Raw genomic sequence first — 16,361 nt, 5'->3', positions numbered from 1 at the left:
CAAGGCTGTCGGACAGCGTCACCCATCCGCCTCATCGGATGGTCCTGCACCCGGTTCGATTCGGCTCGCTGCGGAGCGCTTGGCCAGGCGCCTTGCAGGGCCCGCACAGCCCTCAGTCGCGCAGCCAGCCCAGGCGCCGAGCCTCGTAGATCGCCTCAACCTTGGAGCGCACCTGCAGCTTGCGATAGGTGCGCTTCACATAAGTCATGATGGTGTGCGGCGACACATTCATGAACTGCGCGATCTCATCGAAGGTGAAGCCCTTGGCAGCCAGATGCAGCACCCGTGATTCCTGTTCGGACAGGGCGACCACCTGCTCATCCACCAGCGGCATCGGCGCGGAGTCCCCGAAGCCACGCGGCGCATGGCCGCTGCCCTGCGGCGCCAGGCGCATCAGCAGACGGCGCGCGATGACAGGGCTGATCGGACTGCCGCCCGCGCGCAGCGAGCGCAACTGTCCCGGCAGATCCAGCGCCAGCGAATCCTTCAGCAGGTAGCCGGTGGCACCCGCCTCGATGCTGGACAGCACATGCTGCTCGTCGCCGAACACCGAGATCACCATGACCTCGCATTCCGGCGCCACATGCGCGGCATGGCGAATCAGCTCGATGCCGCTGCCGCCGGGCAGGTCGAGGTCGACCAGCAGCACATCCGGCCGCGTCTGGTCGAACATCTTCCGACCCTGTGGCAGGTCCGTGGCCATACCGACCAAGCGGATGTCAGGCGCTTTTTCAAGCGCATGGGCAAATGCTTCGCGGAACCGAAGCTGATCTTCGACGATCAAGACGCTGAACAGTGACATGCATTCCCTCACGGCTTCGGAGCCGTCGAGCACATTCTGTGGGGCCGCACAAGCGACCCGCAATCCCCAGCTTGCAGTGGGGTGACCAAAGACAGTCAGTGCAAACCCCAAGGGACAAACAGGGCAAACGGCAGGCCCGCCAACTCCGCTGAACAGGCGTCCGGCCCGCGTCAAGTCACCGCAGAACGGTCGCACGCGCGGCCAATCACCGTGGCCATCGGAGATCTCTCACTGATGGTCCATTGCTGGCCGACGGTCGAAAAACCTCACCGCCGCCAATCGCTGTCCGGTCAATGCCGAGACAGTCGCCCGCTCACCGCCGAAAGGAGGTGACACACCGTTGCAATCAAGTCTTCAGATGTCGCAATCGACTGACTCGTTGATCCACAAACTGCGGACGCCGTTGCACCGACACCGGCATCCACCCCCGCATCCAGATGGTCCGCATGCCCAATCCGCGCGCGGCCTTCAGGTTCTGTGGACTGTCCTCCACCAGGGTGCAGCGCGACGGCGCGATGCGAAGCTGTGCACACAGATGGCGAAACATCCGGATGTCGGGCTTGGGTCGGTACTGGCCGAACATGCGCATGTGCTCCACCGCGAGCACGCGCTCGAAATGCACACCGATGCCCAAGGCCTTCAGCACCCGTTTCGCATAATGTTCCGGCGCATTGGTGAGCAGCACCTTGCGGCCCCGCAGGCGCTTGAGCCATTCCAGGTCCGGCCGCGCGGCGCGCAGCGACGCCTCCAGCTGCGGCAGCGCATGGGTCTGCGCCAGGAAGTGGGACGCCGATACCCCATGATGCCGCACCAGCCCCAGCAGCGTGGCGCCATACCGGCGCCAATACCGATGCCGGAGCAACTTGGCGGACACCGCATCCAGGCCGAGGTGGGTCACCATGTAGTCGTTCATCGACGCGCCGATGTCGGCGAACACACTGCCGCTGGCATGGTGCAGGGTGTCGTCGAGGTCGAACAGCCAGACGCCATCACCCCGTCGGCGCACGCCTGCAGCCGGCGCTTCACGACGGTGACGACGCTCACGACGGGTACGGGGCGGCAGTCGGGCCAAGGGAGATCGGGTGGTGGAGGTGGGTGGTGGGGGCCGGGCGTCCTGGGGCGACAGCCGAAACGCGACCCGCTCGGTGCCAGAGCCGCAAGACCGGCCGGACCGCGCAGACCCCGCAGACCGCGTAGGCCGGTCTGATCGGTCTGATCGGTCTGACCAGGCGCGCGTTCAGTGCGACCGGATCATCGTGCCGTAGGCCTTCTCGGAGAGGATCTCCAGCAGCATCGCATGCGGCACGCGGCCATCGATGATGTGCACCGCCTTGACCCCGCTGCGGGCGGCGTCCAGCGCCGAAGCGATCTTGGGCAGCATGCCGCCGGACAAGGTGCCGTCGGCAAACAGCTCATCGATCTCGCGGGCGGAGAGGTCGGTCAGCAGGTTGCCCTGCTTGTCCAGCACGCCCGGGGTGTTGGTCAACAGCACCAGCTTCTCGGCTTTGAGCACTTCGGCCAGCTTGCCGGCGACGACGTCGGCATTGATGTTGTAGCTCTCGTTGCTTTCGCCGAAACCGATGGGGCTGATGACCGGAATGAACTGGTCGTCCTGCAGGGCCTTCACCACGCTCGGGTCGATGGCGACGATGTCGCCCACCGAGCCGACGTCATGCTCCTTGGTCGGATCGTCCTTGTCGATCAGCTTGAGCTTCTTGGCGCGGATCATGCCGCCGTCGCGACCGGTCAGGCCGACCGCCTTGCCGCCGGCGACATTGATCAGACCCACGATGTCTTGCTGCACCTCACCGGCCAGCACCCATTCGACCACGCTCATGGTCTCTTCATCGGTCACCCGCATGCCCTGGATGAAGTGGCCCTTCTTGCCGAGCTTGTTGAGCGCGTCCTCGATCTGCGGCCCTCCACCGTGCACCACCACCGGGTTCAGGCCCACCAGCTTGAGCAGCACCACGTCTTCGGCGAAGTCCTGCTGCAGCGCGGGGTCGGTCATCGCATTGCCACCGTACTTGATGACGATGGTCTTGCCGTGGTACTTCCTGATGTAGGGCAGCGCCTGGGACAGCAGCTCGGCCTTGTCGCGCGGGGAGATGTGGCCGAGATCGGCATCGTGAACGGGGAGGTCTTGCTTCATGGTGCTGTCCGTGGTCGGCGGGAGGCCAAGGGGATGACGGATGGGGTGGAATGCGCCAGGCGGCATCCGATCCACCGGAGCCGCAAACTTTGGCGCGAAGCGATTGTAGGACCGGCAAAATCACCGCCATGCAAGTACAGCACTACCTGAAGCTCTCGGTGGTCGTCGCCCTGGTGACGATCGCCTTGAAGACGGCCGCCTGGTGGTGGACCGGCTCGGTCGGCCTGCTGTCGGACGCGCTGGAATCGCTGGTCAACCTGGCCGGCGCGCTGTTCGGTCTGGCCATGGTCACCATCGCCCGTCGGCCGCCGGACGAGGACCATCCCTACGGCCATCACAAGGCGGAATATTTCTCCAGCGCCTTCGAAGGCGCCCTCATCCTGATCGCCGCCCTGGGCATCGGCTGGACCGCAATCGACCACTTCCGCACGCCGCAGCCGCTGGAACAGCTCGGGCTGGGCATGGCGCTGTCCCTGATCAGCACCGTGATCAACGGTGCACTGGCCTGGTCGATGCTCAAGGCGTCACGCGCCCATCGCTCCATCGCGCTGGAGGCGGATGCGCGACACCTGTTCACCGATGTCTGGACCTCGGTGGGCGTGGTCGCCGGCCTGGTCGGTGTGATGTTGACCGGCTGGACCTGGCTGGATCCGCTGCTGGCGCTGCTGGTGGCGGTCAACATCCTGCGGGAGGCGGTGCACCTGATGAGCCGGTCCACCGGCGGGCTGATGGACCAGGCGCTGTCGTCCGAAGAACAGCAGTCGATTGCCGGCGTGCTGGCCGGCTTCAGCGGCCCGGAGCTGCGGTTCGACCATGTCGCGACCCGCGTCGCCGGCCAGCGCCGGTATGTCGATCTGCATCTGCATCTGCCGGCGCGATGGACACTGGGCCAGGCCGCCGCGCTGCGCGGCGATGTGGAACGCGCGCTCATGCGCACCCTGCCCGGCTTGCGCGCCAGCATTCAGCTGCTGCCGATCAATGTCGAGACGCGCTTTGAAGAGGTGGAGCGTGAAATGGAGCGCGAAGTCGAACGGGAAGTCGAACGAAAACGCGAAGTGAATCGCCAGTCGGATCCCGACGAATCCCGCGCACAGGCGCCAGCCATGCAGACCTCCCAACCGAATTCATCCTCCGCCCCATGATCGCCCTGCTCCAACGCGTGAAGGAAGCCCGGGTCGATGTCGGCGATCGCTGCACCGGCCGCATCGGCCCGGGTCTGCTCCTGCTGCTGTGCGCGGAACCACAGGACGACGAAGGCACGGCCGACAAGCTCATCCAGAAGGTGCTCAAGCTGCGGATCTTCAGCGACGACGCCGGCAAGATGAACCGCAGCGTGCAGGACATCAACGGCGGTCTGCTGATCGTCTCCCAGTTCACCCTGGCCGCGGACACCCGCAGCGGCAACCGCCCCAGCTTCACCGGCGCCGCACCGGCCGATCAAGGCCAGCGGCTCTACGACCACGCGGTGCGGTGCGCGCGGGCGCACCATCCCGAGGTGCAGACCGGCGAGTTCGGCGCCGACATGCAGGTCAGCCTGATCAACGACGGACCGGTCACCATCCCGATCCGGATGTGAATAGCCTCCACGTCTTCGAAAGCTCGGCATCGCCGTCTCTCTCCATCGCTCGAACCCTTCAATTACAGCCATCCCGCATCGCGGGACCCACAAGGAACTCCTCATGATCAGCTACGTCACGCTGGGCAGCAACGACCGGGTCAAGGCCAAGGCCTTCTATGACCGCGTCCTGGCCCCGTTGGGTTTGACTCCGGGTTATGCCGATGACGAGATGGTGGGTTACGGCCCGTCGGGTGGTGAGGTGCAACTCTGGATCGTGCAGCCGTACAACGGCCTGGATGCCAGCGTGGGCAACGGCGTGATGCTGGGGCTGGCCGCCTCCACCCGCGCACAGGTGGACGCGGTTCACGCTGCGGCGCTGGCCCACGGCGGGCGCGACGAGGGCCAGCCCGGCCCGCGCGAGATCTACGGCCCCAATGTGTATGTCGCGTACTTCCGGGATCTCGATGGCAACAAGCTGTCGGTGACCTGCAAGGCGCCCGCCTGACCGGAAGAGCAGCCACCAAGGATCGACCGACCGTCGGGTCCTGTCGGGCACAGTCAGATCCAGTCGGGTCCAGTCGGATCTAGTCGGATCTAGTCGGGTCCAACAGAGCTCGGAGGGCCCGAGAAGCCATGCGTCAGTCGCGCGCACCCGTCCCGGAATGACAAAGACCCGCCGAGGCGGGTCTTTGTCATTGGAGGTGCCGAAGGCGGCACCTTACGGGGCGCTCATCAGAACGATCCCCAGCGCATCCGCGCTGTGCGCTGATCAATCCGCGTACTGGCCGGCGGCCTTGATCACCGGGCCCCACTTGTTGATTTCGGCTTCGACGAACTTCTTGTGTTCAGCCGGATTCACGCGGTTGTCGGTCACGATCACCGCGCCCAGGGCCTCCTCGCGCTTCTGGAACTCGGCGTCTTTGAGGGCGGTCTTCAGCGCGGCGTTGATCTTGTCCAGCACCGGCTTGGGCGTGCTCTTCGGTGCATACAGGCCGTGCCAGATCGTGACGTTGAAGCCCTTCATGCCGGACTCGTCCAGGGTCGGGTACTTGGCCAGGCCGCCGCCCAGGCGCTTGGTGGTGGTCACCGCATAGGCCTTGACCTTGCCACTGTCGATCTGGCTGGTGGTGTTGGTGGTCTGGTCGCACATGAAGTCCACCTGACCGCCGATCAGGTCGGTCATGGCCGGCCCGGTGCCCTTGTACGGCACGGTGGTCATGTCCACCTTCAGGGTGCTCTGGTAGATCAGGCCGCAGAGGTGGGAGGCAGAACCCAGGCCGGCATTGGCCAGGTTGATCTTGCCCTTGTTGGCCTCGATCCATTTCAGGAATTCGGCGTAGTTGTTTGCGGGCAGCGACGGACGCGCAATCAGCGTCATCGGCACTTCATTGATCAGGCCGAGGTACTCGAAGTCATCCAGCGTCTTGTATTGCAGGTTGCGATACAGCGCGGGAGACGTGGACATCCCGATGTGATGGAGCAGCAGGGTGTAGCCATCCGGAGAAGCCTTGGACACCTTGGTGGCACCCAGCGTGCCGCCGGCGCCGCCGACGTTCTCGATCACGATGGTGGCATTCAGCGGCTTACGCAATGCCTCGGCCAAGTCACGCGCGACCTTGTCGGTCGGGCCGCCTGCGGCGAACGGCACCACGATGGTGACGGGCTTGTCGGGATACTCGGCCCAGGCGGCACCCACACTCAACGCTGCAACACAGGCGAGCAAGGTCTTCTTCATGGCTGTCTCTTCCTCAGGAGTGGTGTTGATGGCGAGGATGCTAGAGCCAGAGCCGTTGGTGCGACTAGCGGAAACTACGTAAGGGCCGCCCCCTGCATGCGCCAAGGCGCGCATTTTTCGAGACACTGCGTTCGTAGCAGCCGACGGTTCTCATTGACCCCCGATGGAATCGTTGTGAACGCGGGATAGACGCATGAGCCTGGCTCAGTTCATGACCGCGTTCGATTGCCGCCTCCGATTACCGGGTTCGATTGCCGCGATCGTTCCATGGCGGCGTGGCCTAGCCGCGCGGATCGCAATGTCGCATGGCCGGTTTCACTCGTAGCGCCGCAGATCCTCGATCACCTTGCCGTCATTGGGCAGGCCATTCAAAGGCAACAGCACCACCTCTCCCCGCAGCTTGGTCACGTCCCGCAACGCCTCGGCCAGGCGTTGCGGCAAACCTTCGGGCCCTTCGCCATCGACCTCCACCTGCAGCGTCATGCGGTCCTGTGCCATCTCGCCTTCGATGACCAGGCGGCCGCGGACGACTTCCGGAAAGCGTTTCAAGACCTCGGCGACCTGGCTTGCATGGACGAACATTCCGCGCACCTTGGCGCTCTGGTCGGCCCGACCCATCCAGCCGCGGATGCGGGTGTTGGTCCGACCGCTGGGACAGCGGCCGGGCAGCAGCGCCGACAGGTCGCCGGTGCCGAAACGGATCAGCGGATAGTCGGAAGTGAGCGTGGTCACCACCAGCTCGCCGACCTCGCCTTCGGCAACCGGATCGCCGGTGCCGGGGCGGACGATTTCGACGATCACCGATTCGTCCAGCACCAAGCCTTCACGGGCCTGGGTTTCGTAGGCGATCAGTCCGAGGTCGGCGGTGGCATAGCACTGGAAGGCGGCCACGCCGCGCTCGATCAGCCAATCCCGGAGCGAGGGCGGAAAGGCTTCACCGCTGACCAGCGCCTTGCGCAACGGGAGGGACAGGCCTTGCTGCTGCGCCCGATCCACCAGGATCTTGAGAAAGCTGGGCGTGCCGACATAGGCCTGTGGTTGCAGATCGACCATGGCCTGCAACTGCAGTTCGGTGTTGCCCACGCCGCCGGGAAAGACGGTGCAGCCCAGGGCCTCGGCGCCGCATTCCATCATTGCGCCAGCGGGGGTGAGGTGATAGCTGAAGCTGTTGTGGACCAGTTCTCCGCTGCGCACGCCGGCGGCGTGCAGGGCCCGGGCCATGCGCCAGCCGTCGCGGCCCCAGCCTTGCGGCTCGTAGATCGGGCCGGGGGACTGGAACACGCGGCGGGCGCCGAGACTGCGCCGCAGCCCGGACCATCCGATGGCAGACAGACCGCCGAAGGGATCGGGGGGCTGCTGATCACGTGCAGCGTGCTGGCGATGGGCCAGGTCGGCCTTGCGGAGCACCGGGAGCGTGGCCAGCGCGGCGCGGCTGTTGATGCGGGCGGGATCGATCGAGGCGAGGAGCTCGCGGAAGGCGTCGGTGGAGGCGCGGGCATGGGCCACCTGCTGCGGCAAGGCGGCCATCAGGCGGGATTCGCGCACGGTGGGATCTTGCGCTTCGAGGCCATCGAAATGGGCGAAGAACTGGGCGTCGGCGCCCGGCGAGGACGAGGTGGCGGCGGGCATCAGTCGTCCGTCCATTGCGCCAGACGGCGCTTCAGATCGTCCTGGAGCTTGCGCACATCTGCGGCGCTGCTGCATTCGCGGGTATCCCACTCGGGGCTGCGTGCGGGCTTGCGCGCCAGCTTGGCGATGATGCGACCGTCACTGGTGTCGAGCTTCAACACCTCCTGTCCATCGAAGCCATAGGCGCCGCTGCGCTCCGTCAGGCCTTGCAGATCGCGCAGCGCGCGACGCAACTGCACCAAGGCGTCATCGGCCTTGAACGGCGGCAACGCAAAGAAATCATTGGCTTCACTGCTCATCGCGTCTCCTGATTCCGTCATTGACATCAACGTCCGTCCACCACCATGGTCCCCCAGGCCCCGGGGACACCAAGCGACGACGACGGAACTCGCTTCGCCCGTCCGCTAAGCGTGCCCCATTGAGCGAGCGGCCGCAAGGCCGATGAAGAGGTCCCCCCCACCACGGGCCCCCTGGGCCACGTGGCCGTCCAGCGACGCGCGCGGAACTGGCTCCGCCAAGCCGCTGAGCGTGCCCCCTTGAGAGGGCGGCAGTCAGGCCGTAGGGGGTAGGTCTATCTCCAGGCCGCTGAGCGTGCCCCATTGAGCGAGCGGCAGCAAGGCCGATGAAGAGGTGCCCCCCACCACGGGCCCCCTGGGCCACGTGGCCATCCAGCGACGCGCGCGGAACTGGCTCCGCCAGGCCGCTGAGCGTGCCCCCTATGAGGGGGCGGCCGTCAGGCCGTAGGGGGTGGGTCTATCTCCAGGCCGCTGAGCGTGCCCCCTTGAGGGGGCGGCCGTCAGGCCGTAGGGGGTGGGCCCATCCCCACTAGCCAACCCAACGCTTGCGGCGCCGGTAGCTTTTGACGTCCCGGAAGCTCTTGCGGTCGCTGCCGCCCATGCCGAGGTAGAACTCCCGCACATCCTCGTTCTCCCGCAGCGATTGCGCCGCCCCATCCATCACCACCCGACCGTTCTCCAGGATGTACCCATAGTCGGCATAGCGCAAGGCCATCCGAGTGTTCTGCTCGGCCACCAGAAACGTGGTGCGCTCCTTCTGGTTGAGGTCCCGCACGATCTCGAACACCTCCTCCACAATCTGCGGCGCCAGACCCATCGACGGCTCGTCCAGCAGCACCATCGTCGGATTGGCCATCAGCGCCCGCCCGATCGCGCACATCTGCTGCTCTCCCCCCGACGTATAGGCCGCCTGCGAACGCCGTCGCGTCTTCAAACGCGGAAAGTACGCATAGACCTTCTCCAGCGTCTGGGCGATCGCCGCCTTGCCGTCGGTGCGGGTGTAGGCGCCGGTGAGCAGGTTCTCCTCGATCGACAGATGGGCGAAGCAATGGCGGCCCTCCATCACCTGCACCACGCCCCGGCGCACCAGGTCCGCCGGGGTGAGCCGCTCGATCCGCTCGCCGCGCAGGGCAATGTGGCCCTTGGTCACCTCGCCCCGTTCACCGGCCAGCAGATTCGACACCGCCCGCAGGGTGGTGGTTTTTCCCGCGCCGTTGCCGCCCAGCAAGGCCACCACCGCGCCGTCGGGCACCTGCAGCGACACGCCTTTGAGCACCAGGATCACATGGTGATAGATGACCTCGATGCCATTCACGTCCAGCAAGGCGGGACGCGTCGCCGTTGCCGCCGCCGATTCCTCGCCCGCACCCGCGCCAGGAGACGGAAATGGACTTGAGGTCGTTGAAGGCGCGGACGGTAGGGAAGGCGCCCCAGTCGGCAATGAAGCCGCGGGCTGCGCGGCCCGCGACGGCGAGCGATCAGCATCCTGCATCAGCAGCCTCCCGTTCAACCGCAGCTGCGCGGCTTGAGGTTCTTGTCCTTGGCGTACTTGGCCGCGTATTCCTTGACCATCGGATCGATGTGCGTCTTGTCGGCCTGGTACCAGTCGGAGACGATGTTCCACTTCGCGCCGTCCCACTGGACGATGCGGGCCCAATCGGTCCCCATGTGATTGGCGCAGCTGGTCTGCACCGGGCGCATCACCTCGCCGAAGCCCAAGGCCTTGAGGCGGTCCGCTGTGAGGTTGAGGTTCTCGAAGCCCCAGCGCACCTGCTCGGGTGTCATCACCTTGCCCTTGCCGAACTTCTCCTGTGCGGTGCGGATCGCCTCCACCTGCAGCATCGAGATCATCATGCCCCGGGTATGGGCCAGGGTGCCCACGCCGGTGGCCGGTCCGGTGCCCTGGTTCTTGTCGTAGACGAACTTGCGCAGCTCGTCATGCACCTTGTCCTTCGCGGCGCTGTTGTGCAGGGTGATGGCGTTGTAGCCCTTTGCGCCGGCGCCGATGTCCTTGACATCGTGATCGGAGCCGGCCCACCAGATCGCATAGATCTTCTCGCGCGGGTAGCCGCTGGCCTGCGCCTCACGGATGCCTGCCGGCGTCATCACGCCGGCCGACCAGAACAGCACGTAATCGGGCCGCTGCTGACGGATCTGCAACCAGGTCGACTTCTGCTCCACGCCCGGCGGGGTGACCGGATACAGCAGCAGCTCGAAGCCGTCCACCGATGCGCGCTTTTGCAGCAGCGGAATCGGCTCCTTGCCATACGGGCTGTCGTGATAGACCAGTGCGATCTTCCTGCCCTTGAGACGGCCCTTCTCCTTCTTCGCGATGTCCTGCAGCATCACGTCGGCGGCAGTCCAGTAGGTGCCGAGCAATGGGAAATTCCATTCGAAGACGGTGCCGTCGGCCGACTGGGACAGTCCGTAGCCCGGCGTCTCCACCACCACCCGGTCGGCGAAGGCCTTGTCGGTGACGGCGAAGGTGATGCCGGTCGATTGGGTGTCAAACCCAGATGCGCCACCGCCCTTGCCCTTCAGACGTTCATAGCACTCCACACCCTTCGCGGCGTCGTAGGCGGTTTCGCATTCTTCAAAGGCGAGCTTGACGCCATTGACCCCGCCGTCCCGGGCATTCACCAGCTTCAGATAGTCCTGTTTGCCATCGGCCCAGGGCATGCCCAACGGGGCGAACTGGCCGGTTCGATAGACCAGCAGCGGAATGAACTGCTCGGTCGCCGCCTGGGCCTGAGCCGCCGACGGCATCGCCGCAGCACCCAGTCCGCCCAACGCGGCCAGCAGCGACAGCCGACCGCGCCGGAGCACAGCGGTGGCAAGAGTCTTGAGCGTCATGGACTTGTCTCCTGTGGAGGGCACTTCGGTGGTGCCCGGTGCTCGGGGATCGAGCGAATGACTTCGAGCGAATGACTGAACGACTGAATCAGCGGGAACGCGTGAAGGTCCGGCGCTTTGGATGCTCTGGAGCCTATGAACATCACGAGCGGCCACAGCGCCGGGCCTCAATGGGGGAAGGGCCATAGCCGCAGCTTCTGACGCGCCGTCGACCACAGCCGCGCCAGGCCGTGCGGCTCGACGATCAGGAAGAACACGATCAACGCACCGAAGATCATGTGTTCCAGATGCGAGGCCGTCGCCGTCGACAAGGGCAGTCCCAGCCAATGCGGCACATGGTTGAGCAGCAGCGGCAGCAGCACGATGAACGCGGCGCCGAAGAAGGCCCCGGCGATCGAGCCCAGTCCGCCGATGATGATCATGAACAGCAACTGGAACGACTTGTCGATGCCGAAGGCCGCCGGCTCCCAGGCGCCGAGATGCACAAAGCCCCACAGCGCGCCCGCCACGCCCACGATGAAGCTGCTCACCGCGAATGCGGTGAGCTTGGCATGCACCGGCCGGATGCCGATCACGGCGGCGGCCACATCCATGTCGCGCATCGCCATCCATTCCCGACCGATGGCCCCGCGCACCAGATTGCGGGTCAGCACCGCGAACAGCACCACCAGGCTCAGGCACAGCAGATAGCGCTGCACCGGTGCGTCCAGGCTGATGCCGAACAGCTGCAGCGCCCCGACACTGACCGAGCCGGACGATGAGTCGTTGGTGACCCAGCGCACCCGGTTGGTGAACCAATCGATGAAGAACTGGGCCGCCAACGTGGCCACCGCCAGATACAGACCGCGGATGCGCAGGCTGGGCAAGCCGAACAGCACACCGCAAGCGGTGGCGGCCAGTCCGCCGCCGAGCAAAACCAGCGGCAGCGGCAGGCCCTCGATGCGGGCCTGCAGGTTGAAGGCCGCATAGGCCCCCACCGCCATGAAGGCCCCGGTCCCCAGCGAGATCTGCCCGCAATACCCCACCAGCACGTTCAGGCCCAGCGCCGCCAGCGACAGCACCAGGAACGGAATCAGCACCGCGCGAAAGAGATAGTCGCTGCCCACACCGGGCACCACCACGAACGCCACCAGGGCCAGCACCAGCATCGCCCATCGGTCCTGCGCCACCGGGAACATCGCCAGATCGGCGCGATAGCTTGTCTTGAACTGTCCGTTTTCACGATAGAGCACCGAGGGTCTCCTTTCGAGGGTTCACCGGCGTCAGACGCGGTCGATGATCTTGTCGCCGAACAAGCCCTGCGGCCGCACCAGCAGCAGCGCCAGCGCCAGCACATAGGCGAACCAGTTCTCGATGCCGCCCCCGATGGCCGGCCCGAGATAGATCTCCGACAGCTTCTCGCCCACGCCGATGATCAAGCCGCCGACGATCGCCCCCGGCACCGAGGTCAGCCCGCCGAGGATCACCACCGGAAAGGCCTTCAAGGCCACCAGCGAGATGGAGAACTGCACCCCGAGCTTGCTGCCCCAGATGATCCCAGCCACCAGCGCCACCAGGCCGCCGACCGACCAGACGATGACCCAGATCCGCGACAACGCAATGCCGACCGACTGCGCCGCCTGATGGTCGTCCGCCACCGCCCGCAGGGCCCGACCGGTGCGCGTCTTCTGGAAGAACAGCGTCAGCACGCCCACCAGCATCGCGGCGATGACCGCCGAAACCAGGTCCTCCTTGTTGAGCAGCAAGCCGCCGGGGAAGGTGCCTTCCAGGACGAACATCGGGTCCTTGGGCAGGCCGACGTCGATCTTGTAGGCGGCGCTGCCGAACAGCAGCTGGCCCGCACCATCCAGGAAGTAGCTGATGCCCAGCGTGGCCATCAACAGCGTGATCGCCGGCTGATTGACCAGGCCACGCAGCGCCCAGCGCTCCACCAGCCAGGCCACCGCCACCATGCAGGCCATGCTGGCTACCAGCGCCAAGCCGTTGGCCAGCCAGAGGTTGTCGAATCCGAACCAGATCGGGAACCATTCGGAGAAACGTGCCATCGCAAGCGCGGCGAACAGCACCATCGCGCCCTGCGCGAAATTGAAGACGCCGGAGGCCTTGAAGATCAGCACGAAGCCGAGCGCCACCAGCGCATACAGCATGCCGGTCATCAGGCCGCCGATCAGGGTTTCGAGGAAGAAGGCCATGTCGTCATGCTCCGTTCAGTGACCGGGGCCGAGGTAGGCGCGGACCACCTCCTCGCTGGCCCGCACCTCGTCCGGTGTGCCGTCACCGATCTTGCGTCCATAGTCCAGCACCACCACCCGGTCGCTGATGTCCATCACCACGCCCATGTCGTGCTCGATCAGCACGATGGTGGTGCCGAATTCATCGTTGACGTCCAGGATGAAGCGGCACATGTCCTGCTTCTCCTCGACATTCATGCCGGCCATCGGTTCATCCAGCAGCAGCACCCGGGGCTCCATGGCCAGCGCGCGCCCCAGGTCCACCCGCTTCTGCAGGCCATACGGCAGACCGCCGACGGGCGTGTGGCGGTAGGGCTGAATTTCCAGGAAGTCGATCAGGCGCTCGACCTGCTCGCGGTGCTCGATCTCCTCGTGCAGCGCGGGGCCCAGCCGCAAGGCCTGCCACAGCAGGTTGCGCTTCATGTGCAGGCCTCGGCCCGCCATGATGTTGTCCAGCACGCTCATGCCCTTGAACAGGGCCAGATTCTGGAAGGTGCGGGCCACGCCGCGCTCGGCCATGCGACGCTGGCGATGGCGCGGACTGAAGCGGCCCATGTCTTCGCCGCGAAGGCGGATCTCGCCCTGCTGCGGTTGATAGACCCCGTTGATGCAGTTGAGCATCGAACTCTTGCCCGCGCCGTTGGGGCCGATGATGGCGCGGATCTCATGCTCGCGGACATCGAAGCTGATGTCGCTCAAGGCTTTCACCCCGCCGAAGGACAAGGAGATGTTGCGCACATCCAGCAGGACGTCGCCGATCTCGGCCCGTCGCCCCGGCGGGTCGGTCATGTCGGCGATGTCTGCGGTGTCTGCGGTTTTTGCAATGTCGGCCTCGGCCGTGACAGCGGCCGACGGTGCCGAAGTCATCGTGCCCGCGCCGGGATCGGACGGACGGGCCAGGCGATCGGTCATCGCATTCATCAGGCGGCCCTCCGCAGTGCAGGCACCGGGGCCTCACCCTCGGGCGCCGCGGGGAAGGTGCGCGCGTCTTCGATGCGCAACTCGGCGGCCGCACGGCCGGTGCGGCCATCCTCGAATCTCACGGCCGTCTCGATGTATTGCGAGGACAACCCGCCATAGAGCGCTTCCATGAGCACCTGGTACTTGTCGGCGATCGCCCCGCGCCGCACCTTGCGGGTGCGGGTCAATTCGCCATCGTCCGCATCCAGCTCCTTGTGCAGGATCAGGAAGCGGGTGACCTGGCTGCCGGCCAGTCGCTGGTCCTGCGCGAGGTCGGCATTGACCTGCTCGATGCCCTCGCGGATCAGCGCATAGACCTCCGGCTTGGCCGCCAGGTCGGCGTAGCCGGCATAGGGCAGATGGCGCCGTTCAGCCCAGTGGCCAACGGCCTCCATGTCGATGTTGATGAATGCGCAGACCTGGTCGCGTCCATCGCCGAAGGCCACCGCCTCCTTGATGAAGGCGAAGAACTTCAGCTTGTTCTCGACATACTTGGGCGCAAAGATCGCGCCGTCGAAGGCGCCGCCGGCCAGGCGGCCGACATCCTTGGCGCGGTCGATGATCTTCAGGTGTCCGCCCGCGTCCAGGAAGCCCGCATCGCCGGTCCGGTACCAGCCGTCCCTGCTCAGCACCTCGGCGGTGGCTTCGGGATTCTTGTAATAGCCCTGCAGCAGGCCCGGGGACCGAACCAGGATCTCGCCCCGGTCAGAGAGCCGGATCTCGACGCCCTCGATCGGCACGCCCACGGTGTCGGCCTTGGCTTCGTGGTCGGGCTGCAGGCAGACGAAGACCGCGGTCTCGGTCGATCCATACAACTGCTTCAGGTTGATGCCGATCGAGCGGTAGAAGCGGAACAGGTCCGGCCCGATGGCCTCGCCCGCGGTGTAGGCCACCCGCACCCGCGAGAAGCCCAAGGTGTTGCGCAGCGGGCCGTAGATGAGCAGGTCGCCCAGTCGATAGCGCCATCGGTCCCACGGGCGCACCGGTCGGCCGTCCATCAACGCGGGGCCCACCCGGCGAGCCAATGCCATGCACCGCGAGAACAGCCACCGCTTGACCGCACCGGCATCTTCCATGCGGATCATCACGCTGGTGAGCAGACCCTCGAACACCCGCGGCGGCGCGAAGTAGTAGGTCGGGCCGATCTCCTTGAGGTCGATGCTGACGGTATCGGCCGACTCGGGACAGTTGACGACATAGCCGCAGGTCAGCCACTGCGCATAGCTGAAGATGTTCTGCCCGATCCAGGCGCAGGGCAGATAGGCGAGCACCTCTTCCTCCGGACCCAGCCGATCGAACCGGGCGCCGGCGCTGGCGCGATCGATCAGCGAGGCATGGGTGTGGACCACGCCCTTGGGATGACCGGTGGTGCCGGAGGTGAAGAACATCGCCGCGACATCGCCGGTGCGGCCGGCGTCGACCTCGGCCTCGAAGAAGCCGGGATGGCGCATCGCATGGGCGCGACCTTCGGCGCAGAGATCGTCCAGCGAGGCCAGGCCGGGCGCGGTGTAGCGGCGCAGCCCGCGCGGATCATCGAACCACAGACGCTGCAGCGCCGGGCATTGGTCCTGGATCTCCAGCAGCTTGTCGACTTGTTCCTGGTCCTCGACCACCGCGAAGGCGATGTCGGCGTTCTGCAGCGGATAGACGAATTCCTGGGCGACTGCATCCTGATAGAGCGGCACCGGGACGGCGCCGAGCGCCTGCGCCGCCAACATGCAGGCATACAGCCGAGGCCGGTTCTCGCCCACCACGACCAGGTGCTGACCGCGCGTCAGCCCGGCAGCGGCCAGTCCGTGCGCCAGCTCGCGCACCAGTGCCGCCAGCGCCGCCCAGTCGAGCGTCTGCCAGATGCCGAGCTGCTTCTCTCGCAGCGCCGGCGCATGAGGGCGCTGTCGGGCATGCGTGAGCAGCCATCGGGGGAAGGTCTGTTCCACCGTCGTCTCCTTGTGCATCTCACGCCGCCCGAAGGACCACGTGGTGCGGTTTGAGCGCGATCGTAGGCTGCGGCTTTGACGTCGTGTTGTCATTGCAACGACATTCCTAGGGAGAGTTCGGGGGCACGTTTTCCCGTAGGGATGAGGGGGAGGGTCGGGCGCAGCGGGGCCCTGGTCCAGGGGGTATCGTCAGCGTCATGTCATGCAG

15 protein-coding genes are annotated in these 16,361 nt (G+C 66.0%); 3 read left to right on the top strand and 12 right to left on the bottom strand.

Annotated elements, in window-relative coordinates; genetic code table 11:
- Positions 1-112: 112 nt before the first annotated feature.
- The 3 genes from N4261_RS07395 to argB all read right to left on the bottom strand — a co-directional run bounded on the left by N4261_RS07395 (position 113) and on the right by argB (position 2,954).
- On the bottom strand, positions 113-802 hold the full coding sequence (locus N4261_RS07395) for a response regulator (protein WP_261759545.1): 690 nt from the start codon (positions 800-802) through the stop codon (positions 113-115).
- A gap of 346 nt (positions 803-1,148) precedes the next feature.
- The gene (locus N4261_RS07390) at positions 1,149-1,874 is read right to left on the bottom strand and encodes a pyrimidine 5'-nucleotidase (RefSeq protein WP_261759544.1); all 726 of its coding nucleotides are present in this window, start codon (positions 1,872-1,874) and stop codon (positions 1,149-1,151) included.
- A 165-nt stretch (positions 1,875-2,039) separates the two neighbouring features.
- The gene (gene argB / locus N4261_RS07385; protein WP_261759543.1) at positions 2,040-2,954 is read right to left on the bottom strand and encodes an acetylglutamate kinase; all 915 of its coding nucleotides are present in this window, start codon (positions 2,952-2,954) and stop codon (positions 2,040-2,042) included.
- A gap of 128 nt (positions 2,955-3,082) precedes the next feature.
- On the opposite strand from argB, the gene N4261_RS07380 reads away from it, so the two are divergent.
- The 3 genes from N4261_RS07380 to N4261_RS07370 all read left to right on the top strand — a co-directional run bounded on the left by N4261_RS07380 (position 3,083) and on the right by N4261_RS07370 (position 5,017).
- On the top strand, positions 3,083-4,096 hold the full coding sequence (locus tag N4261_RS07380; RefSeq protein ID WP_261759542.1) for a cation diffusion facilitator family transporter: 1,014 nt from the start codon (positions 3,083-3,085) through the stop codon (positions 4,094-4,096).
- The gene (dtd, locus tag N4261_RS07375; RefSeq protein WP_261759541.1) at positions 4,093-4,530 is read left to right on the top strand and encodes a D-aminoacyl-tRNA deacylase; all 438 of its coding nucleotides are present in this window, start codon (positions 4,093-4,095) and stop codon (positions 4,528-4,530) included. Before N4261_RS07380 ends, dtd begins: the two co-directional genes overlap by 4 nt.
- A 103-nt stretch (positions 4,531-4,633) precedes the next feature.
- On the top strand, positions 4,634-5,017 hold the full coding sequence (locus N4261_RS07370) for a VOC family protein (protein ID WP_261759540.1): 384 nt from the start codon (positions 4,634-4,636) through the stop codon (positions 5,015-5,017).
- A 264-nt stretch (positions 5,018-5,281) separates the two neighbouring features.
- On the opposite strand, the gene N4261_RS07365 is transcribed toward N4261_RS07370, so the two are convergent.
- The 9 genes from N4261_RS07365 to N4261_RS07325 form a co-directional block, all read right to left on the bottom strand.
- Positions 5,282-6,247 carry a tripartite tricarboxylate transporter substrate-binding protein gene (locus tag N4261_RS07365; RefSeq protein WP_261759539.1) on the bottom strand — a complete coding sequence of 322 codons (966 nt, stop codon included), beginning with the start codon at positions 6,245-6,247 and terminating at the stop codon, positions 5,282-5,284.
- Between the two features lie 315 nt (positions 6,248-6,562).
- Positions 6,563-7,876, bottom strand: coding sequence for a phenylacetate--CoA ligase family protein (locus N4261_RS07360; RefSeq protein ID WP_261760642.1), 1,314 nt, complete (start codon positions 7,874-7,876; stop codon positions 6,563-6,565).
- Positions 7,876-8,175 carry a hypothetical protein gene (locus N4261_RS07355; RefSeq protein ID WP_261759538.1) on the bottom strand — a complete coding sequence of 100 codons (300 nt, stop codon included), beginning with the start codon at positions 8,173-8,175 and terminating at the stop codon, positions 7,876-7,878. The genes N4261_RS07360 and N4261_RS07355 overlap by 1 nt, the downstream gene beginning before the upstream one ends.
- A 526-nt stretch (positions 8,176-8,701) precedes the next feature.
- Complete coding sequence (locus N4261_RS07350) at positions 8,702-9,496, bottom strand: ABC transporter ATP-binding protein (RefSeq protein WP_261759537.1); 795 nt, start codon at positions 9,494-9,496, stop codon at positions 8,702-8,704.
- A gap of 182 nt (positions 9,497-9,678) precedes the next feature.
- The gene (locus tag N4261_RS07345) at positions 9,679-11,025 is read right to left on the bottom strand and encodes an ABC transporter substrate-binding protein (protein ID WP_435532021.1); all 1,347 of its coding nucleotides are present in this window, start codon (positions 11,023-11,025) and stop codon (positions 9,679-9,681) included.
- A 167-nt stretch (positions 11,026-11,192) separates the two neighbouring features.
- Positions 11,193-12,257 (bottom strand): branched-chain amino acid ABC transporter permease, encoded by a 1,065-nt coding sequence (locus N4261_RS07340; protein ID WP_261759536.1) that lies wholly within the window; start codon positions 12,255-12,257, stop codon positions 11,193-11,195.
- Between the two features lie 30 nt (positions 12,258-12,287).
- Positions 12,288-13,217, bottom strand: coding sequence for a branched-chain amino acid ABC transporter permease (locus N4261_RS07335; RefSeq protein ID WP_261759535.1), 930 nt, complete (start codon positions 13,215-13,217; stop codon positions 12,288-12,290).
- Positions 13,218-13,232: 15 nt separating this feature from the next.
- Positions 13,233-14,045 (bottom strand): ABC transporter ATP-binding protein, encoded by an 813-nt coding sequence (locus N4261_RS07330; protein WP_261760640.1) that lies wholly within the window; start codon positions 14,043-14,045, stop codon positions 13,233-13,235.
- A gap of 131 nt (positions 14,046-14,176) precedes the next feature.
- Entirely contained in the window at positions 14,177-16,153 is a 1,977-nt protein-coding gene (locus tag N4261_RS07325; protein WP_261759534.1) for an AMP-dependent synthetase/ligase, read from the bottom strand.
- Positions 16,154-16,361: the final 208 nt, after the last annotated feature.

This window comes from Roseateles amylovorans, assembly GCF_025398155.2.
GTDB lineage: Bacteria > Pseudomonadota > Gammaproteobacteria > Burkholderiales > Burkholderiaceae_C > Roseateles > Roseateles amylovorans.
Note: the sequence above shows the minus strand (reverse complement) of the source record. Positions and strands in the feature narration are given on the sequence as shown.